The 20239-nt window shown below is 48.3% G+C and carries 18 protein-coding genes; 2 read left to right on the forward strand and 16 right to left on the reverse strand.

What is annotated here, in order from left to right; genetic code table 11:
- Positions 1-52: 52 nt before the first annotated feature.
- The 3 genes from V8F51_RS19940 to V8F51_RS19950 all read right to left on the reverse strand — a co-directional run bounded on the left by V8F51_RS19940 (position 53) and on the right by V8F51_RS19950 (position 4985).
- Complete coding sequence (locus V8F51_RS19940; RefSeq protein WP_337102165.1) at positions 53-1393, reverse strand: ABC transporter substrate-binding protein; 1341 nt, start codon at positions 1391-1393, stop codon at positions 53-55.
- 195 nt (positions 1394-1588) lie between these two features.
- Positions 1589-3214 carry a response regulator gene (locus V8F51_RS19945; protein WP_337102167.1) on the reverse strand — a complete coding sequence of 542 codons (1626 nt, stop codon included), beginning with the start codon at positions 3212-3214 and terminating at the stop codon, positions 1589-1591.
- Positions 3204-4985 carry a sensor histidine kinase gene (locus tag V8F51_RS19950; protein ID WP_337102231.1) on the reverse strand — a complete coding sequence of 594 codons (1782 nt, stop codon included), beginning with the start codon at positions 4983-4985 and terminating at the stop codon, positions 3204-3206. Before V8F51_RS19950 ends, V8F51_RS19945 begins: the two co-directional genes overlap by 11 nt.
- A gap of 167 nt (positions 4986-5152) precedes the next feature.
- On the opposite strand from V8F51_RS19950, the gene spoVB reads away from it, so the two are divergent.
- Complete coding sequence (spoVB, locus tag V8F51_RS19955; protein ID WP_337102168.1) at positions 5153-6703, forward strand: stage V sporulation protein B; 1551 nt, start codon at positions 5153-5155, stop codon at positions 6701-6703.
- 76 nt (positions 6704-6779) lie between these two features.
- Here the strand turns inward: spoVB and uxaC are convergent, their stop codons facing one another.
- From uxaC to V8F51_RS20000, 9 genes are read right to left on the reverse strand one after another with little or no spacing between them, the layout of a single operon-like run.
- Positions 6780-8186, reverse strand: a complete 1407-nt coding sequence (uxaC, locus tag V8F51_RS19960; protein WP_337102169.1) for a glucuronate isomerase — start codon at positions 8184-8186, stop codon at positions 6780-6782.
- Positions 8187-8237: 51 nt separating this feature from the next.
- A complete protein-coding gene (locus V8F51_RS19965; protein ID WP_337102170.1) occupies positions 8238-8885 on the reverse strand; it encodes an urease accessory protein UreH in 648 nt (215 codons plus the stop codon).
- Positions 8886-8912: 27 nt separating this feature from the next.
- The gene (gene larC / locus V8F51_RS19970) at positions 8913-9380 is read right to left on the reverse strand and encodes a nickel insertion protein (RefSeq protein ID WP_337102171.1); all 468 of its coding nucleotides are present in this window, start codon (positions 9378-9380) and stop codon (positions 8913-8915) included.
- Between the two features lie 34 nt (positions 9381-9414).
- Positions 9415-10305 carry a LarC family nickel insertion protein gene (locus tag V8F51_RS19975; RefSeq protein WP_337102172.1) on the reverse strand — a complete coding sequence of 297 codons (891 nt, stop codon included), beginning with the start codon at positions 10303-10305 and terminating at the stop codon, positions 9415-9417.
- Positions 10302-11060 (reverse strand): nickel pincer cofactor biosynthesis protein LarB, encoded by a 759-nt coding sequence (gene larB, locus V8F51_RS19980; RefSeq protein WP_337102173.1) that lies wholly within the window; start codon positions 11058-11060, stop codon positions 10302-10304. Before larB ends, V8F51_RS19975 begins: the two co-directional genes overlap by 4 nt.
- Before the next feature lie 29 nt (positions 11061-11089).
- Entirely contained in the window at positions 11090-12559 is a 1470-nt protein-coding gene (locus V8F51_RS19985; RefSeq protein ID WP_337102174.1) for a gluconokinase, read from the reverse strand.
- A 42-nt stretch (positions 12560-12601) separates the two neighbouring features.
- Entirely contained in the window at positions 12602-13402 is an 801-nt protein-coding gene (gene larE, locus V8F51_RS19990; RefSeq protein WP_337102175.1) for an ATP-dependent sacrificial sulfur transferase LarE, read from the reverse strand.
- 18 nt (positions 13403-13420) lie between these two features.
- On the reverse strand, positions 13421-14191 hold the full coding sequence (locus V8F51_RS19995; protein WP_337102177.1) for an SDR family oxidoreductase: 771 nt from the start codon (positions 14189-14191) through the stop codon (positions 13421-13423).
- A 21-nt stretch (positions 14192-14212) separates the two neighbouring features.
- Positions 14213-15481 (reverse strand): lactate racemase domain-containing protein, encoded by a 1269-nt coding sequence (locus tag V8F51_RS20000; RefSeq protein WP_337102178.1) that lies wholly within the window; start codon positions 15479-15481, stop codon positions 14213-14215.
- A 240-nt stretch (positions 15482-15721) separates the two neighbouring features.
- Here V8F51_RS20000 and V8F51_RS20005 point away from each other — a divergent pair, with 240 nt between their 5' ends.
- A complete protein-coding gene (locus V8F51_RS20005; protein ID WP_337102232.1) occupies positions 15722-16882 on the forward strand; it encodes an ROK family protein in 1161 nt (386 codons plus the stop codon).
- 116 nt (positions 16883-16998) lie between these two features.
- Here V8F51_RS20005 and V8F51_RS20010 read toward each other — a convergent pair whose 3' ends face one another.
- The 4 genes from V8F51_RS20010 to V8F51_RS20025 all read right to left on the reverse strand — a co-directional run bounded on the left by V8F51_RS20010 (position 16999) and on the right by V8F51_RS20025 (position 20229).
- Positions 16999-17334 (reverse strand): DUF1801 domain-containing protein, encoded by a 336-nt coding sequence (locus V8F51_RS20010; RefSeq protein WP_337102179.1) that lies wholly within the window; start codon positions 17332-17334, stop codon positions 16999-17001.
- A gap of 193 nt (positions 17335-17527) precedes the next feature.
- Positions 17528-18391, reverse strand: a complete 864-nt coding sequence (locus tag V8F51_RS20015) for a sugar phosphate isomerase/epimerase family protein (protein WP_337102180.1) — start codon at positions 18389-18391, stop codon at positions 17528-17530.
- A gap of 27 nt (positions 18392-18418) precedes the next feature.
- Complete coding sequence (locus tag V8F51_RS20020; protein WP_337102181.1) at positions 18419-19477, reverse strand: Gfo/Idh/MocA family oxidoreductase; 1059 nt, start codon at positions 19475-19477, stop codon at positions 18419-18421.
- Complete coding sequence (locus V8F51_RS20025; protein WP_337102182.1) at positions 19474-20229, reverse strand: sugar phosphate isomerase/epimerase family protein; 756 nt, start codon at positions 20227-20229, stop codon at positions 19474-19476. Before V8F51_RS20025 ends, V8F51_RS20020 begins: the two co-directional genes overlap by 4 nt.
- Positions 20230-20239 lie beyond the last annotated feature (10 nt).

The following is a 20239-nucleotide window of genomic DNA, read 5'->3' on the forward strand; positions in this document are numbered from 1 at the left end:
AAGAGTCCTATCCTATTCGCGCTTGATTACTCTAACTTATGTTGCGGCTTGATTACTCTTCATCCTTAATGGCTTCGTCCGATCTTTTCTTAATAGCCGAGACGGCATCTTCCAAAGACTTCTGTCCGACCATGTAAAGCTCGCCTTCTTGAAGAATGGTCTGATTGATGATAGTCGCTCCCGGTCCCGAGATCTTTTCGTCCGCAATGCCCAAGCCGCTATCAAAGATGACTTTGCGCAGCTCATCAACCGTAACGCTTCCGCCGGAGGAGTCCGCTATGCCTTGAAGCAGCTCGGTCTTCTCGGCATCGGTAATGTTTTGAAGCTGAGGAATGCTGTTGCTTTTCTTATAAAGGTTCTGTGCCAGATAGTTCACGAATTTGAATGCCGCTTCTTTGTTTTTGGAATTGCTGTTTACTCCGAACGCGCCGCCAGCAGCCAGTGTACGATCTCCATCGCCGCTATCCGGCACTGGTACTTGCGTGATGCCCCATTTCCAATCGATCGGATACGTTTTTTTATCCGTTAGCAGCCCCATATACCAACCGCCAATGAGATGCATACCGTATTTACCCGTCATGAAGGCGTCCCAAGCTACCTTCTGCGTTTTGAACTCCGACCAGCTTGGCTGTATTTTGTGTACGTTGCCTAAATCCGAAAAGAATTGCAATGCCTCTTTATAAGCGGGATCGTCATAATTGGACGTTCCGTCATTCTTATATGGCGTTACATCCTTCTGCCTTGCCGTGAAATACAGATAGTTGTCATAGTCCAGCATAAGAGATCCGTAAATTTCTTTATCTGGATTCGTTAATTTCTTTGCTGTTTCAATGTATTGACTCCATGTCCATTTTCCCGCAGGATAAGCAACCTGAGCATCATCGAATATTTTCTTGTTGTAAAACACATACCATTGGCCGACATCCGTTCTTAAAAAATACGATTTATCATCCTTCTCTTTCACGAGAAACTGGCCATAAAGTTCGTCCAAATTAACATCCGTGTTAGCAGCCAACTCATCCAACGGGGCAAGATACCCTACACTCGCATATTTCTTCTGAATTAGCGGATTATCAAGCAGAACGATGTCTGTCGAATCACCGGATGCCATCAAAATATCCATCTTCTGAACGGCTGCTACACCATCTCCAGGCAGTACGTTGATCTCAACCTGATCCCCGCCAAGCGCATTGTATTCTTTGATAATGTCTATGAAGAAGCTGCTCTTAGCCTTTCCAGAATCCAAAAACATCGTGAGATTTGCTGCCTTCTCCTCTGGGGTAGCGTTCGTATTTGTTTCGGAAGGCGACTTGCTGCCGCAAGCGGAGACCATACTTACAGTCATAATGCCCGCCATGGTTAACGTTAGCGTTTTTTTCAACGATCTTTTCATTTTTATAAAAACCCCCTAGACATATGTTTGATTACTATTGCTACATCAGTATAAATCAATCAAATTCCATTATTAATGCAATTACTCACAAGATCTTATCCTTTCTTATCATGGTTAGTGTTTGCATCGGATCCTAAGCAACTCATAAAATATAAAAAGTTCACTTTTTAATGAAAAAGTGAACTTTTTTATGATTTATCCCCTAAACTTAATCGGCGACATGCCTGTCACTTTTTTGAACACCCGGCTAAAGTAATGTTCATTCTCGTAGCCTACCAGCTGCGACACTTCGTATATTTTATACTTTTGAGCTTTAATGAGCTTTTTGGCCGCTTCGATCCGAACATTCGTCACGTAATCGATAAAATTTATGCCCGCTTCCTTCTTAAACATCGCACTTAAATAATTCGCGGAAATATGGATATGTTCAGCGGTAGTCTCCAATGAAATGTTCTCCATGTAATATTGATTGACGAACTGCATCGCTTTACCGATCATCCGTTTTGGCTGCTCGGTCTGCTCTAATGCTTCCAGAAGGAGAGCTTTTAAATGTTCAATCCAAGCTATATAATCGGCATGCGTTTTTAGTTCTTCCAACTGCTTGTAAGGATCCAGGTTCCAGCTTTCCCTTTTCCCAATGCTGTGTCCATCGAGATAGGAAGTAATAATGAGAAGCAATGCCGCGCATGTCGCTTTCAAATATTCCCGTGTGATTTGAGCGGCTGCGCCATGCAAATAGTTCGTAATCTTGAGGAATATGGTTTCGATTCCCGTAAGATCGGTTGCTTCCAGCTGCTTTTCCAGCTCCTTCAAGTCTAATTTAATCGAGATATCCTCCGTCCCTGGATTAGGAATGCAGTTCCTATATTCAATTGTACTGCCCGGCGGATAGTTGAAACTTTGGTTAACCGCATACAGCGCTTCTTGATACGTCGACTGCAAATTCGAATATTTCTGATATACATTGCTAATGCCGATAGAAACGCTAATGTTCAAATATTCCTTCAGAAATCTCCTTATTATTCGATCCATGTCTGAAATCTTAAAGCTCTGGTTGTTGCCTTGTCCCTCTCCTGCCGAAAAAATAATGACGTATTCCTCGGGTTGGGAACAAAATACGACGCCATACTGATAGTCGATCAAAATTTCATTGATAATGTTCATAATGGCAAAATCTAATAGATACACATCTTTGATATCCTTTTTGTCGAAGCGGCCCTTATTATCCGGATGCAGGATCATGCAGCCCAAATGATGCTGCGGCAATTCGATGTGAAGTCTTTCCAATTGTTCCTTGAACTCCGCATTGCTGTATTTATGCCCGAATACCATTTCTTTGAACAGCTTTTCTTTGATGGCAGATATATTTTCCTTAGAACGCATGGAGAACTTTTCTTTCTCCGATTGAAGTGCGTTTTCCAGCATGATTTTTTCCTTTAAATGATTTAACAGCTCGGTTAGCGTATCGGATTCCATTTCAAGCTTCAAAATGTAATCAGAGGCTCCCAACTTCATCGCCTCTTTCACGTATTCGAAATCATTATAAGCGCTTAAGACAACGAATTTGACCGATAGATTTTCAGCCTTCGCTGCTTTGATCAGTTCGATTCCATTCATGACGGGCATGTGAATATCTGTGATGACGATATCAGGCTGCAATTTATGAATCAAGGCCAGCGCCTTTTCTCCATTTTCAGCCTCCCCTACGACTTCGAAGCCCGCTTCATTCCACTGAACAAATGATTTGATGCCGACTCTTGCCAGCACTTCGTCGTCCACAATGAGTACCTTGTACAAATCAATACCCCTTTCAACTTTCATCGTGGCCAACCTCTTCAAATATGGCCGGCATGACGACTTTATATATCGTAAACTCATGTTCCACGCTTTCGATTTGAATGCCGTACTGTTGCCCATACTCCAATTTAATCCGGTCGTCGATATTTTTCACGCCGATGCCGTTAAACTTTTTTCGATCCCCATTTAACAAATCATTAAATTTCTGCGGCGAAATGCCTACACCGTCATCTTTTACTGTAAAAACGAGCTGATGCTCCGAAATTTCGGCATGAATCCAGATCGTGCCTCTGCCTTCCTTGGGTTCGATACCGTGAAAGATAGCATTTTCGACAATTGGCTGCAAAATGAATTTAATGCATCTGCATTCCAGACAGTCTTCCTTGATATCGTAAATAATATCGAACTTATCTTTATACCTTAGCATTTGAATAAATACATAATCCTTCAAATTGCTTAACTCTTCCTTCACCAATATATAGGGCTCCATTTTGCTAGTCGTGTTCTTCAGGAGTCGTCCCAGCGAATCAACGACGGCTTTAATGCTGTCCTCTTTTTTAATAATGGCCATCCATCGAATCGTATTTAACGTATTATATAAAAAATGAGGATTGATTTGGGCTTGAAGCGCTTCATATTCGGCATCTCGTTTCATTTTTTGTTCTTCCATGACGGTATCGAACAGGATGCCGATTCTATCAAGCATATAGTTGAAATTATGACTTAAGATGCCGATTTCATCTTCCCCCGTGTACGTTGACCTTATTTCGAAATTACCGTTTTTCGCTTTTTTCATAGCTTTCGTAAGACCTTTTAACGGTTTGACGATGGCCGAAGACACAAAAAAGAAAATAAAGGTGAATAAAATTAACGAAATGAAAAACGCGAATAACGTGGCATTAATAATTTGCTTGTTATCCTTGATCAATTCACTATATGGAATTTTCTCGACAACCCACCAGCCATAACGGCTCATGTATTGATATGCGACAAGATATTGGCGGTCGTTTTCCGTAGAAATGTAGCTTCCGCTTGTGCTCCCGTCTAATTTATTCACGTCCGCAAACGGTTTATTTACTTGCTCGGCATCGGGATGAACAACGATATTGCCGTTGTTGTCCACCAGAAATAGTTGATTATTCGATTGAACGCTCGCATTTTTCAAAGAGTGGGCAAATACATCATTATTAACCGCTACATAAGCAATGCCAATCGTTTTTTTGTAATCGGCATCTTTGATCACTCGCGAAAACGAGGTAACCGTTCTTGGCGAATCCGTAACCGTACGCAGCTCCTGAACCCCGATCCAATTGATTTTGCCATTCAATTTAATCGTTTGGTCGTACCATTCCGCTTGCTTTATTTCTTCCGCCCCAAGCTGGAGCGTATCGCTGCCATATAAATATAATTTGCCGTTCGTTCCCAATATCGTGATGCTAGAAACATAGGAAGATATTTTCACATAGTTAAAATAACTTTCGACGCTTTGATTCATCCGAGTAAAGTCCGGAAACGACTCGTTGGTGCTGTTGTAATGGTTAACCAAATAGCTGTAGTTTTTGGAATTCGTGAATAGATGATCGCCTAGCTGCTCTAATTGAAACAGATCTTTTTCAATGCTATTTCCGATGTACATGGCGGTTTCTTTGTAGGAGGAGCTTACTTTATTCCGAAGCACATTTACGGATATATAATAAGAACTTATGCTTATAATTAAGGTCGGTATCATCAAAGCGAATATGAAAGCAACAAACACTTTACTTTGTATGCTTTTTTTCACATTGAATAATTGCATGATTTTCAAAGCAAAGCCCCCCGCGCATCTTTCTCATCAATACTTCGATTCTACTCTAATCCATTTTAATTTAATAGCTTCATAAATGCCTAACACAAGCTCGTTCGCATGCTTTTCCAAATGTTGAATACATATTTAAGTATTCGATGAACAGGAGGAAACAAGCTATGGCGCAACACGGGCAATCGTTCATGAGAGGCACGCTAGTGTTATCTGTCGCTGCTTTCATTAACCGCATTCTCGGATTTATCAGCGGCATGTATGTTGCTCGCGTACTGGGCGCGGAGGGAATCGGCCTCTTGATGATGGCGGCTCCTCTCCTGCCGCTCGTCATTACGATTACGGAGCTTGGATTGCCAGTGGCCATCTCAAAGCTGGTCGCAGAGGCCCACGCTCGTGGAGAACGAGGGAAAGTGAGACGTATCCTTCACGTCTCGCTAGCTGTCACCAGCGTCTTAAGCATAGCGCTTACGACCATTTCACTATTAGGATCCGAATGGATCGCATCCATCTTGCTGAGCGATCAACGAGCCTATTATGCGATGCTCGCGATTACGCCGATCGCGCCGATTATCGCCATCTCCGCGGTGTTGAAAGGATACTTCCGCGGCATGCAGCAGATGAAGACTATCGCCGCCTCTGACGTACTTGAACATACGGTGCAGATCGCTTGCGTCCTTGCATTGGTACACCTATTGCTGCCTTTCGGCATTGCGTATGCAGCTGCGGGCGCAATGGCTGCATCCGTCGTCAGCGAAGCGATCAGCCTCTTATTTCTAGTGGCAAGCTACAAGCTGTACGGAGAATCGAAGGTGCAGGGCGAAACATGGGCGGGCAACGTGAAGCAAGGAAGAAGCACGCTTGGAGAGCTGCTTCAGATCGGTCTGCCAACGACCGGACATGGCGTAATACAATCGTTATACAGCACTTTTCAACCGCTCCTAATTACTTCCAGCCTGGCGCTGGCCGGCATCGGCACGGTGTTGGCCACGAAGCAATTCGGCCTGCTGGCCGGCTATGTGTTTCCACTGCTGTTCATGCCTAGCTTTATCACGCAGTCTCTGTCCACCGCTCTCATCCCTGCGATTGGCGAGGCAGCCGCGAACAAGAACAGTCTGCTGATGCATGAAAGGATGAATCAGGCGCTTAACTTGGGACTACTCATCGGCGCGCCGGCCACGGTCATTCTGTTCGAGTGGGCAACTCCGCTTACGACGCTTGTCTACAACGCACCGGAAGCAGGCTTGCTGCTCAAAATAATGGCGCCGATCTTTTTCTTGCATTATTTCGACGCACCGCTGCATGCCATCCTGCTCGGGCTCGGCCGCGCAAAAGCTACGCTGTGGAACTACGTAGCGGCAACGATATTCAAGGCTGTCTCGATCTTCGTGTTCGGCAGCCAATTCGGCATTACCGGCGTCGCATACGGCATCGGCATCGGAATTATCATGCAAACACTGTTAAACTTCTTTTCAATCTCAGGCTCGATCGGACTATATTTGAACATTCGTCCTTATATCAAGGTTGGAATCTGCATGCTGCTGATGGCGGTAGGCGGGCACTGGACCTACGATTATCTTATCAACCAAGGCCTGCCGATGGTATGGAGCGTCATTGCTTCCATCCTGTGCTCCTTGCTCCTCTATTTCGTTACGCTCGTATTGACGGGTGCATTGAATTGGAGAAGCAAGCTTCAGCGGTTTTCGATTCCATGGTAAACTTACAAAATAAAGAAGGGCCGCCCTAAGTCAACTAGACTTTAGGGGCAGCCCGCCTCGGGTTTCTATGCAACTATTATTCGAAACTGAAATACTCTTGGGCATTGTGATAACAAATACGTTGAACGATCATGCCGATTGTCTCAATATCATGGGGATATTCGCCTTTTGCTACCCACTCGCCAAGCAGATTGCACAAAATTCGCCGGAAATATTCATGGCGGGTAAAAGACAGAAAGCTGCGCGAATCGGTCAGCATGCCAATGAATCGGCTGAGAAGTCCGAGTTCAGCGAGCGATTTCAGCTGGGCGATCATCCCCTCCTTCGTATCATTAAACCACCATCCCGATCCAAACTGCATTTTGCCGGCAATACCGCCACCTTGAAAATTGCCGATCATCGACCCGATCACGTGATTTTGCGCTGGATTAAGCGAGTACAAGATCGTCTTTGGAAGACTTCCTCCGCATTCGATCGCATCCAACAACGAAGACAACGGTCTGGCTAGGGTGCCGTCGTTCACCGAATCATATCCAGCATCGGGACCTAGACTCTCGAATGCAGGTGTATTATTGTTGCGGAGCACATTCATATGGTATTGCATCGCCCAGTCGCGTTTAGCGTACTGCTTACCTAGAAAGACGAGAAGAGCTGTTTTGTAAAGCTTCTCTTCATTCGGATTTACCTTTGCCCCTGCAAGTGATTTTGCGAATACCGCCGCTGCTTCTTCCTTTGTCCCGCCGACGAAGTGAACATCATTTAAACCATGATCGGACACTCGGCAACCGACTGAATGAAAGAAATCCACTCTATTTTCAAGGGCCGCCAATAATCCCTCATAGTCCGAGACAGCAATGCCTGAGGTTCGTTCCAGCTTGCTAATCCATTCCAAAAAATGATCGCCGTTAATATCCAGTCCCTTATCCGGGCGGAAGGTTGGCAATACCTTCACGTCAAATGCAGCATCCTGCTTTAATTGGATATGATATTCAAGTGAATCGACCGGATCATCCGTCGTGCAGATCACTTGTACATTTGATTTTCGGATGAAATCTCTGGCACCAAGACTGCCCCCGGCGAGCATCGCATTCACTCTCTCCCAGATCATCGGAGCCGTATCGGCATTAAGGTTTTCGTTGATCCCAAAATAGCGCTTCAGTTCCAAATGCGTCCAATGGTACATCGGATTTCCGATCATCAATGGTACGGTTCTCGCAAAGGCATAAAATTTATCATAATCGCTCGCATCCCCGGTTATCAGTTGCTCATCAATTCCATTAGCCCTCATTAATCTCCATTTGTAATGGTCCCCCGATAACCACACTTCCGAAATATTGCGATACTTCTTGTTCTCATAAATCTCCTTTGGACTCAAATGGCAGTGGTAATCAATGATCGGCATTTGTTTGGCGTATTCATGATACAAAGCAGCTGCTACCGGAGTCTCCAACATAAAATCATCATCCATAAAACCTTTCTCCACAGTCATCCCGCTCCTCGTGTTTTCTGGTTCGAAATTTTTCCAAGCGCCTCATCAACCTAGCCAAGTCTCAAACAGGCCTTCTGTTACTCCCAGGTTGTACATATAGTAAAGTCCGAATAGGAAACTTACGGTTCCAGCTATTCGCGCTAACGAGATATTCCACGTTTTATTAGAATTGCCGTATACGAACGGGATGCCTAAAATCGTCGTAAAGACGAGCATTCCCGTAATGGTTCCTATTCCGAAAATAAGTATATATAAGGCGCACTCCCATACGGACGATACCGTTGATAAGGTTAGGATCACCATCGCCGCGCTGCCAGCAAGGCCATGAATGAAGCCAATGATCGTCACCTTCCATAAGGAACCTTTCACTTCGTTAGGAGATTTCGAGACCAAGCCCTTCTTAACAATTAGACTTTTCACGCCTAAATAAACAAGCATAATCCCGACTAAAAATTCTAGCGACATCGCCCACTTCTCCGGCAAGTCACCTTTCAGCAGCACGAGAACCATGCCGACGACGAATAAAGTCGCAGTATGGCCCACTCCCCAAAAAACGCCCGTTAAGGTAGAGCGCCAAAGCTTCTTGCTTTTTCCTACCATTGTGGATACAGCAATAATATGGTCAGGTTCAATGGAATGCTTGATTCCCAAAATAAAACCGACCATTAATGCGGAAAACAAACTCATAACCAAAACTGCATACCCCCAATCCTCTGCCAATTAAGCTTCTGCCTTGCGAACGGCATCATATACGATCTTAAGCGGTATTCCTTTCGACTTCGCAATTCTTTTGCACTCTTCATACTCAGGCGCCCACTGGACGACTTCCCCGCCGTAAATGCCTTTCTTCACCGTTACCGGTCCCCATTCCGTCTGTGCGGTTACGAAAACGCGCTCCAGGCGATGTACAGTCAACGGGTAATAACGGATGCCCAGTGTCGTTGTTTCTCGAAACAGGATGTTTTTCATTTCGTCGATTTTGCGATTGGAGCAAAGCAGCTGCAGCAGCGTGCCTGGCCTGTTCTTCTTCATGAAGATCGGCGTGTAATAAACATCGTTGGCTCCTTCTTCAAAAAGCAGCTCCATCACGTAGCCAAGCCACTCGCCCTGCATGTCGTCCAAGTTCACTTCCATCTTTACCATCTCGTTATCCATATGCTCGTTCGGCGGCGGCAATGGCTTACCCATCGGGAATGCTCCTCCTCCACTTTCGTAATTTCGACTATTGGCCGATCATGACTCGCAGAACGTTAGGCTGTTCTTGGAAATTCTTCGTTCCGGCCCCGTAACCGACGGCCTCGACGCTCAGCGAGGGCAGCGGACCGAAGCTTTCCGCGAGAACCGCGGCAATCGCCGCGCCCGTCGGCGTCGTTAGCTCGGTTCTAATCATTGACTGTTCAATCGGTATTCCTTTGAGCATCTCTAGCGTAGCCGGCGCAGGCACGGGATAGATGCCGTGATCGATTCGGATCTTGCCAATGCCGACCGGAATGGCGGAGCAGACGACCTTCGTAATTTGCAATTGATGGATCAAGATGGCTGCCCCGACGATATCCACGATCGAGTCGACGGCACCAACCTCGTGAAAATGAACGTACTCTAACGGAATGCCATGGATTTTGCCTTCGGCTTCCCCGATTTTCCGGAAAATCGCAAAAGCGGTTTGCTTGACCTTATCGTCCAAAGCCGAATCCTCGATTAAGCGAACGATGTCCTTATACGCCCGATGCTCATGATGGTGATGATGATGAACGTGGTCCGAATGATGGTCATGCGTGTGAGGATGTACGTGTCCGTGGTCATGGTCATGGTTGTGATCGTGGCTATGATCATGTTCGTGAGTATGGGAATGGTCGTGGCTATGAACATGTTCGTGAGTATGCTCATGTACATGTGCATCCTTGTCTGCCTGATGCTGGAGCACCACATCGAATTTCACGGCCGTAATGCCGTTTTTGTTGACATTCTCCCGCGTAAGCTCATACTCGTCGTGGATATGAAGCTTATTCAGTTCCTCCCGAAGCAAGCGAAGGTCGCCGCCCGCGTCGAGCAGCGCTCCGATGAACATATCCCCGCTTATGCCGGAGAAACAATCGATATATAACGTTTTCACTGCTTGTTCTCTCCTTTATGAATAAGTTGATGGATAAGCGCTGCATTATATCCCCCTCCGAAGCCGTTATCGATGTTGACGACGCTAATGCCCGAAGCGCATGAATTAAGCATCGTCAATAACGCCGACAGCCCGCCAAAGTTAGCCCCGTAGCCTACGCTTGTCGGAACGGCAATAACCGGATGAGACACTAATCCGCCTACCACGCTGGCAAGCGCCCCTTCCATTCCTGCTACGACGACGGAAACCGTCGCTTGCTGAATTTCCTCGGCATGGTGCAGCAGTCGATGAATGCCGGCAACGCCGACGTCGTAAATACGATGAACGTTGCTGCCAAGCACCTCGGCGGTAACCGCCGCCTCTTCCGCGACGCTAATATCGGATGTCCCTGCCGCGATGACGGCAATGTATCCTTCGCGCTTGCTGCTAGATGGTTCGGAGCTCTTCCAATAGAGAAGCCGCGAAGTGCTGTCATAGACATAATCGGGGCAAACGTTCAGAATCGCGACGGCTTTCTCCTCTGTAATCCGAGTAATAAGGACTGCATTGTTTTGCGATTGCAGCGCTGTTGCGATGCCTATAATCTGTTCCACCGTTTTGTTCTCGCCGAACACGATCTCGGGGAACCCTTGCCGTTTTTTTCTGTGATGGTCGACCTTCGCGAAGCCGAGATTCTCGAACGGAGCCAATTGCTTAGAAGCGTCCTCGATGCTCATGCTTCCGTCCTGTACCTGCTTTAAAATGTTTTCCAGCACGCTGTTCACCTCTTAGCGTTATGAGTAGCCTAGAATAAAGGCGCAAGTCGGGCTGCGAGCTCCTCGTAACGCCCGTAGATCTCTTTGTATTTCCTGCTGTTCTCGGGATTGGGAAGAACGGCATCGCCCATCGGTATATTGCTTTTAATATCCTCGAAGCTCTTCTCTTCCCCGATCGCGATCAATGCCGTCCAAGCTGCTCCCCACGCTGCGGCGTGATGGTTTCCTGAGACGCAAATCGCCGTATCGAATACGTCCGCCATCATCTGTAGCCAGATCGGCGATCTCGCCAATCCTCCGCTCGCGTAGATTTGCTTCGGAGGTCCGGCCAGCTTCTCCAGCGCACGCCCGATTTGATAGAGGTTGAACGTAATGCCTTCCAAGACGGCCCTTACATAATGAGCTTTCGCATGCGTCATCGTCATGCCGAAGAAGTTGCCTCTCGCCCTTTGATTCCAAAGCGGTGCCCGTTCGCCGTTAATGTAAGGCAAGAACAGCAGCCCCTCCGCTCCCGGAGGACATTGGTCCGCCTCGGCAAGAAAGCTCTCATAGCTTCCGGGATCGTTCAACAATTGCTTCAGCCACTGCAGAGCGATGCCTCCGTTATTCGTCGGCCCGCCAATAATATAGGAATCATTCGTGAACGAATAACAGAACGTCTCGCCGTTCGGACTGACCTTCGCTTCGCGGGTGACTTGCCGGATCGCTCCGCTCGTTCCGACCGATACAGCCACCTCCCCGGCCAAGAGAGCGCCCGTTCCCAGATTGGACAACTGGCCGTCGGCGGCTCCGATGGCGAAGGGAGTCGATGGCGACAGCCCCATTTGCTCAGCCAGATCGGCCTTTAATTCTCCCAATAAAGCCGTCGGCGGCACGATCTCGGACAGCTGATCCGCACGTATGCCTGCGAGCTCCAGCAATTCCTCATCCCATCTCAATGCGAAAGGATCGAACAAGCCGGTCGCCGACGCCATCGAATAATCGATTACGCGTTTGCCGAACCAGCGATAAATAACATATTCCTTGATTGACATGAAGAAAGAAGCTTGACGGTACGCCTCGCTCTGTTCCTCCTTCATCCATAGCAGCTTCATGAAAGGCGTCATCGGATGGATCGGCGTGCCGCTCTTCGCATACAGACGGCTTCGTTCCTCCCCCGTCATCCGATCGGCTTGCTCCGTCCCTCGGCCGTCCGCCCAAATGAATGCAGCCGATAGCGGCTGGCCTTGATCGTTCACGGGCACTAGCGAGTGCATGGCGGCCGAGAAGCCGATTGCGATAAGCTGTTCCTTGCTAATCGCCGCCTTGCCGACAGCTTCGCTTACGGCTTGAACCGCCAATCGTTCAATCTCGGCGGCATCCTGCTGCACCCAGCCCTGCTGCGGGTATTCAGAAGCAATCATTCGCTCCGCTTCGGCGACGAGATTGCCGATTCGGTCGAACAGGCATGCTTTCACGCTCGTCGTTCCGATATCGAGTCCCATAACATAAGTAGTCATGCGTTTACCTTCCTTTATTTACAGATCGAGTATGGATTCGGCTTACAGGTTCAGTGATTTGTTCATGCTCCCGCTCCGATAGCCAAGCAGATCCAAAGTAACGAATTTATAGCCAAAAGCCTGCAAACGCTCGACGATCGCCTCGTGATGGGACATAACCGCTGCCATATCGCCAGGTTCTACTTCAATCCGGGCAATTTCATCGTGCGTCCTCACTCGGACCTGACGAATATGAAGCGATTTCAAATACGCTTCGGCCCGCTCCACCTTTTGCAGCTTCTCGTTCGTAATCGTCTCGCCATAAGCGATCCGCGATGATAAGCAGGCGAAAGAAGGCTTATCCCATGTCGGCAGCCCGAACTCGCTAGACAGTTCCCGAATCTCCTGCTTGAATAAGCCGGCTTCCAGCAACGGTCCTCGAATGCCTCTTTCCTTGGCGGCCTGCATGCCCGGGCGGTGCTCGTTCATATCGTCGGCAATGACGCCGTAGACGATATTGGCGAAGCCCCTCTCCTCGAGCAAAGGAAGCAAATGATCGAACAGACTGCTTTTACAGAAGTAACAGCGGTTTTTGTTATTTTCCGCATATCCGGGTATAGCCAGCTCGGAGGTTGATATAATCTCGTGACGGACTCCAATAAGATCCGCCAGCTGCTCTGCTTCCTTCAGCTCGCTTGTCGGATACGTCTCGGAATCGGCCGTTACGGCAAGAACATGCTGCGCTCCCAACGTTTCCACGGCAGCCTTCAGCAGGAACGTGCTGTCGACGCCGCCCGAGAAAGCAACGACGACAGATCGCATCTCGCGCAGGATCTCCTGCAGGGCAGCATACTTATCCTTCATCACTACACAGTCTCCTCTCTAAATCGTCATGCTGCCGAAGCCGCCGTCCACGCGCACGAGCGTGCCGGTTACGAAGCCGGAAGCTTTGTCGGACGCGAGCCAAACCGTGGCTCCTTGCAGCTCCTCCGGCGTTCCGAACCGGTTCATCGGCGTGTGCCTCATAATGGAGGCGACGCGTTCCTCGCTTAATATTTTCCGGTTCTGCTCCGCCGGGAAAAATCCGGGTATGATGGCGTTCACGCGTATCCCCTGCTCCGCGAATTCGCGCGCAAGAAACTGAGTAACGCTGTTCAAGCCTGCTTTGGACACGGAATAAGTAAATACTTTGGATAATGGCGTTGTCGACGATACCGACGAGATATTAATGATGCTGCCTCTCCGTCCTTGCTCAATCATCCGCTTGGCGAAAATTTGGCAAGTGAGGACGATGCCCTTCAGGTTCACGTCCATTATGTCGTCCCACTCCTCCATTTCCAGTTCAAAAAACGGAGTCGGACTGTTCTTGCCCGGCGCGTTCACCAAAATATCGCAGCCTCCCGACCATGCTTCGATCTCGGCGGACAATTGGCGAAGCGATTCCTTGGAACCGACATCGGCTTGAAAAGCTTGTGCGTTTCCTCCGTCGGCGACGATTCCATCCGCTACCGATTTCGCTTTGTCATAGTTCCGTCCAACGATGGCGACATTCGCCCCATGAGCGGCCAGGCCTTCCGCCATCGATGAGCCAAGCACGCCGTTTCCTCCCACCACGACCGCCGTTTTGCCTGCCAAATCAAACAAATTAACCATTTCCGATCTCCCCCGCTATCCTTAGAATAAGTTGCCTTCGCTATCGAAAGGCATTTCGTATAAATCCTGAATGATTTCCATCTTGGGATGAAGCCGCACGTCTTCCAGAAGCGCTTCCGATACTTCGATCACGCCAAGCTCCAGAGTGTTTTTGATGCGTACCATTCTGACTTGTTCAAAATGCAAAATATTGCAGGTTTTGATGGACGCCTGAATCGTCTCCCTGTCATTCGGCAATGTCGTTGCAATCTTCGTCGGCGCGACGACGGTGGACGTCAAGCCGTTCGCATACGTTTTCTCGCGGTCCATTTTGTCCACTAGCCGTTGCGTCGTGAAATCGGCCGTTCCAACGCCGTTGACATTACCTTCGCTTTGATGGGTCACATCCAGTACCGCCATTTTGTTCACGTCAGGTCCGCCATGCGCATACGGCGTCGGATACCGTCCGGTAATGTTCGGGTCCATGCCGTCCCCGCTAATGTTTTTGCCGATCTGATCGATAATGAGTACATCCAACTGGTCAAAATACAGCTTAGGCAGCAGCGCCTTGGCCCGAACAAGCAACGCTGGCTCGTCATCCACAATTTCCTCGGGCGTCATCGTCTCGATAAGCGCCACTTTATCGAACGCATTCTCTACCGAGGCAACGCCGAACAACAGCGGTTTATGCGCCATAATCATCTTCGCCATTGCCGGTACGTTCTCGGCCATATATTTAAATCCGAGCTGATGGCAAGCTTCCGCTCCCTTTTGCTTGCCAAGCCCAATGCTGATCATCTTCATCATGCCGCTCTCAACCTCGCCTCGGAACGCGGTATGAGGCTTGATTCGGTTAATGACGACCATTCCGTCTGCGGCAGCGGCGTATTGATCGACATATACGGGCAATCCATTAGGCAGCTCGCCAATCTTTACGACCTCCATCGAGGATCTGATCTCGCAGCCTACCGTCTCCTTTGTAATACCAAGATGCGCCAGCACCTCGCGCTGCCCCTCCGCCGTCGCTCCGCCATGGCTGCCCATGCTAGGCACGATAAAAGGCTGCGCCCCGGCGTCTTGCAGGAACTTTACGGTAACGGCCGTTATCTCCACAAGCCTGTCGAGACCTCTGCTTCCGACTGCAATCGCGATTTCCATGCCTGGCTTTACTTTTCCGGCGATAGCCTCGCGCTGCAGCTTTGGCAGCAGCTCCGCTGCCAAATCATCGATTCTGGTCTCGTCAAAATTCACCTTAACCTTCGCCATCTTCGGAATCGGAATATCTTTTACAAGCTCCTGAAGAATTCCCATTGCTAACACTCGCTCCTTTTCAGATCGTCTTCCTACGATTCATTTTCCCGATATTGACGACTGTCCTTTGTAGCCTCATAATTAGTTTGTTTAGTAAACGAATTAATTATGGTATAAATGTATCAAGGCTCTAAATGGTTGTCAATTGTATCTTTTGCCTTTAGTCGTAGGTATTTCACGCGCCATGCTATAATAGAGGATAGCTTTTCTACTCGTTCGGATTTGGAGGATTACGTATTGATGGTTACAGGCGATGCATCCTATATCAAAAAAATGAACCGCTCCTTGATTATGAAACATATTTTGCAAGAGGGAATGATCTCCCGCGCCGATCTGTCCAAAGCAATCGCCTTAACGCGGGCAACCATATCGGCCCAGGTGTCCGATCTGCTGGATGAAGAGCTGGTCATAGAGACAAATATGGAGTACAACCTTGTCGGACGCAAACCCATCATGCTCTCCATCCATGCGGAGGCCGGATATGCGCTTGGCATCGATCTGGAGTTCGGACGGGTCACGTTCGCGGTAGCCAATCTTCAAGGCGCTATCGTCGCAACGGATACGATCCCGCTTGAAACAACTAAGTATGAGGATATACTGACTCTGCTCCTAACGTCGATTCAAACCTACCAAGAACGGTATGCAGCCTGCAGGTATGGCATTGTCGGAATCGTTATCGGCATCCACGGTCTCGTATCGACCGAAGAGGTCATTCATTACATTCCTTCGTACGATTGGCATCAAGTAACGCTAAAGACCGACCTGGAGAAGACGCTTGGGGCCCGGGTGCATGTGGAAAACAACGCTAATCTTAGCGCATTCGCGGAGCGTACCTTTTTCCATCACGAAACTGATAATTTGCTATGCGTTACCCTATACTCCGGCATCGGCCTGGGCATGATGTTTAACCATTCTTTTTTCCGCGGACAAGACGGTTTCGCCGGCGAGATCGGACATATGATCGTCGTTCCTGACGGTCACCCCTGCACTTGCGGCAATAAGGGCTGCTGGGAGAAATATGCCTCCGAAGCGAGCGTTTTTCAACAGGTGAGCGCGGTTAAACAAGGGGCCTCTGTTACGTATGAACAAATTCATTGTTGGCTCCGCGAAGGGGATTCCGAGGTTTATCGAATCATGCATTCTTACTTTTACTACTTGTCTATCGGGCTCAATAATATTATCAACATCTACAATCCCGAGGTCATCGTGCTAGACAGCGAGCTTCTGCGCCTCTCCCCCGACTCCTTGGACAAGATCCGTATGCAAATGCATTCCCGAATCAGCCATTACCGCGAAATAAAAATATCCGCAATAGGCAAGCAGTCTTGCGTATTAGGCGCATGTGCCCTCGCGATCCAAAAGTTTCTTCAAGTCTCCACTCTGAATTTACGTCGAGATTAGTATATTGAAGTGGAGACAAATAAAAGAAGGCGCCTTAGGGCGCCTTCTTCTATTTGCTCGAGCCTATGTCTACAGCTCAGTCAACTGCCGCTTTTGGCTGTCCTCGCAATGATTAGCTACAGTGTACTTGAGGCTTTCTTCAGAAGCTCTGACAGCAGGACAATATCTGGCGTGTCGCCTTCCCGTAATTTAATCCACTTCCGTTCGGATGGCCCTTCGAATCCTTTCGGAAAGTCTATGCCGTTTGCATTCATAATCATGAACGCAATGGCGTCCTTCGAAGGCGAAATAACCGCTGCATAATGTCCGTTTTTTAGAAAATGCGGCTTCTTATACTGAATGCGTTCTTCGGCTTCCGAAACCGTCTTATGAATCATGTCGCGCAGGGTCGAACTGATCCCTCCTTGCCATTTTGGCAGATTTTCGATGTAGGCTGTAACTTCCTGATTCACTTTGTATTCCCCTCCTATTTGGAACGTTCATTTCTTATGAATTATATAACACTTCAAGAATATTCCAGTCAAGGGATATTAGTAGTATTTCCTGTTTATGCCAATTCAACTTGAACATCAACAAGATCAAAGCTCTCATAGAAAAGACGCCACCTCTACAAGGTGGCGCCATACTTTTTCTTCTTCGCCTTGCTTATATCGTATACGCATTCTTCATTGTCAGTAAACTCTTTACGGCGACCTCCCGCGGGTTCATTCCGCCGTAGTCTTCCATAAATAGCTCAAGCGATAAGTAACCCCTATACCCAACATCAATTAGATTGGTTGCGAACTCTCTACTTGGCGCAATGCCTTCGCCCGGAAATACACGCTCTGCATCCGTGATTGCTTCCTTGCCGGGAAACCCAGGATAATCGTTAACATGAAAAATACCGATCTGCGTCCCATTCAAACGTTTCATAGCGGATATATCGCTGCCGCCCGTATACATGTGGAAGGGATCGAGCAAAATCTTTGCATCCGGAACACCGCTTTCAAGCGCAACGCAGAGTGCCTCATCTAGAACAGACAATTTGTTCGCCCTGCCCCAAAACTCCAGATAGGGCTCGACGCCATATGAACGACCCAATGATACGAGCCGCGCGAAGTTGTCCGCCATTTCCTTTATCGATATGTGTTCAACATCACCGAAAGGCGGAGCAGCTACAGCCTGACAGCCTAACTCGGAAAGCATGGCGATCTCTCTCTCCGCCTGGGAGAAACCTGCTTCTCTTATATGCAGGTTAGCATCGCTCCACTTGAAAAAAGCGATTGCATTCACGAAGGCGATCCCTGATTCTTCGAGACACGACTTTATTTCAACTGGAGTGCCTCCATTTTGCAAATAAGCTTCAATATCTTTCACCCAAAGTTCAATACCTTCAAAACCCGCTCCGGCAGCTATTCGAATTTGCTCAAGCACGTTCAGCTGAAATGGGAATAAGGTGGATGCATTTAAAGCTGTTTTGAACGGAAACAAATGAATCATCCTCTCCATCACAAGCGTGTACGGCTGCATGCAGCAGCCGCTCTTCATTCGTATGCTTTACAAGGTTACTGGCAGCGTCTTGCCTTCTGTATGGCTTTGCAGAGCCAGTTCGATTAAACGAATATTCGTACGCGCTTCTTCCGGTTTAACCGCAAGCTCTGCTCCATTTGTCAAATGATCGTAAATGTTCTGGTAATAGGAATGATAACATCCTGGCAAGGTTTCGACCAGACCATTAAAATGCAAGCCGAAGGCCGACGTATTCAACCTCCCCCAGCACGATTCGGGTTCCTTCCCCCAATCGGATGCGGTAGCCGGCATCGCTCCGTTAATCAACGCAGATTCCTGCGGATCAGTGCCGTATTTGACGAAAGTTCCATTCTTACCGAACACGAGATACCGGGGGCCTTGCTCCCGAATGAATCGCGAAGATTTCAAATTCACTTTTAAGCCGCTCGCGTATCCGAGAGTTACATCGAAATAATCATGCGCCAAGGCGCCTTCCCGCTGGACTCGGACATCCGCCCCAATCGTGTCGGGAACGCCGAACAGGCAGAGTGCCTGGTCGATGAAATGCGCTCCCAAATCATAGAATACCCCTGCTCCTTGTCCAGCGGTCTCGCGCCAATTACCTGGATTCATGACAGGATCAAACCCATCCCAATGAAATTCGCATTCCATGATCTGTCCTAATAATCCTTGCCGCAGCAGTTTTTGGATCGTTAGAAAATCCCCATCCCATCTGCGGTTGTGGAAAATGCTCAGCATCTTGCCTTTCCTCCCGGCAAGCGCGATCAGCTCGTCAGCCTCCTCCGCAGTTGGCACAAAGGGCTTCTCGACAACAACGTGTTTACCAGCCAGAAGAGCGTCTCGGACAAATTCGAAGTGATTCGTGCTCGGCGTGGCAACTACAATAATATCAATCGAATCGTCCCCATATAATTCGCTGACCTGATCCGTAACCTCTACCCATGGATACCGTTCCTTCGATAGGGAAGTTCTGCGCTCGAGCACCTTAGCAAGCTTCAGACCAGGTACAGAACGAATGACCGGCGCATGGAATGTTCTGCCGGCGAAGCCGTAACCGAGCAGCCCGACCCGCAGTTCCTTTGTCATGGCTGAAGGACTCCCATCTTCTGCAGATTGTCGTAGCTGGTGGCAATACAGTCAAACGGCGATCTCCGACAGCTGTCCTGTTCGACGATCAACCACTCTGTGCCTACCTCAGAAGCAGCAGCTATAATTTCTTCCATTGGAAGAATTCCTTCCCCCACTTCCGCGAACCATTGCTCTTCGCCGGGTTCCATATCCTTTACATGAAGGAGAGGACATCGTCTATCGAGCTTTCTCAAATAGGCGACAGGATCTACCCCTGCCTTCTTCACCCAATATACATCCAGTTCCACGCCGACCAGCTTCGGATCTGTTGCTTCCAGCAGCAAATCCAAGGCGTATTCGCCATCAAAACGCAAAAATTCCCAGTCGTGGTTATGATAGAGGAATCGGATGCCATGATCCAAGCAGCTTTGACCAATCTGATTTAATTGTCGAGCTATCTCCATCACTTCCTCTCTCGAGCCGAAGCGATAATAAGAAAGTACGATATACCGGCTGCCTAACCCTTTCACAAAATCAATCAATTCCTCCAGGCTGTTCGTCAATTGCTCCAGGTTCGCGTGGCAGCTTAATGCATGAAGACCGATCCTGTCAAAATGCTTCTTCATGTCCGCAGAAGAAACGCCTTCAGGCGGCATGCCGACTTCAGCGGCTTCGTATCCAATCTCGGCGACTTTCGTAAATGAACCAAAATAATCCTCGTTTAGCTGCTCTCTGATCGTCCAAGTTTGTAGAGCTATGTGAAAACGCATCCTCTCACTT

It is taken from the genome of Paenibacillus sp. YIM B09110, assembly GCF_037167145.1.
Lineage (GTDB): Bacteria > Bacillota > Bacilli > Paenibacillales > Paenibacillaceae > Pristimantibacillus.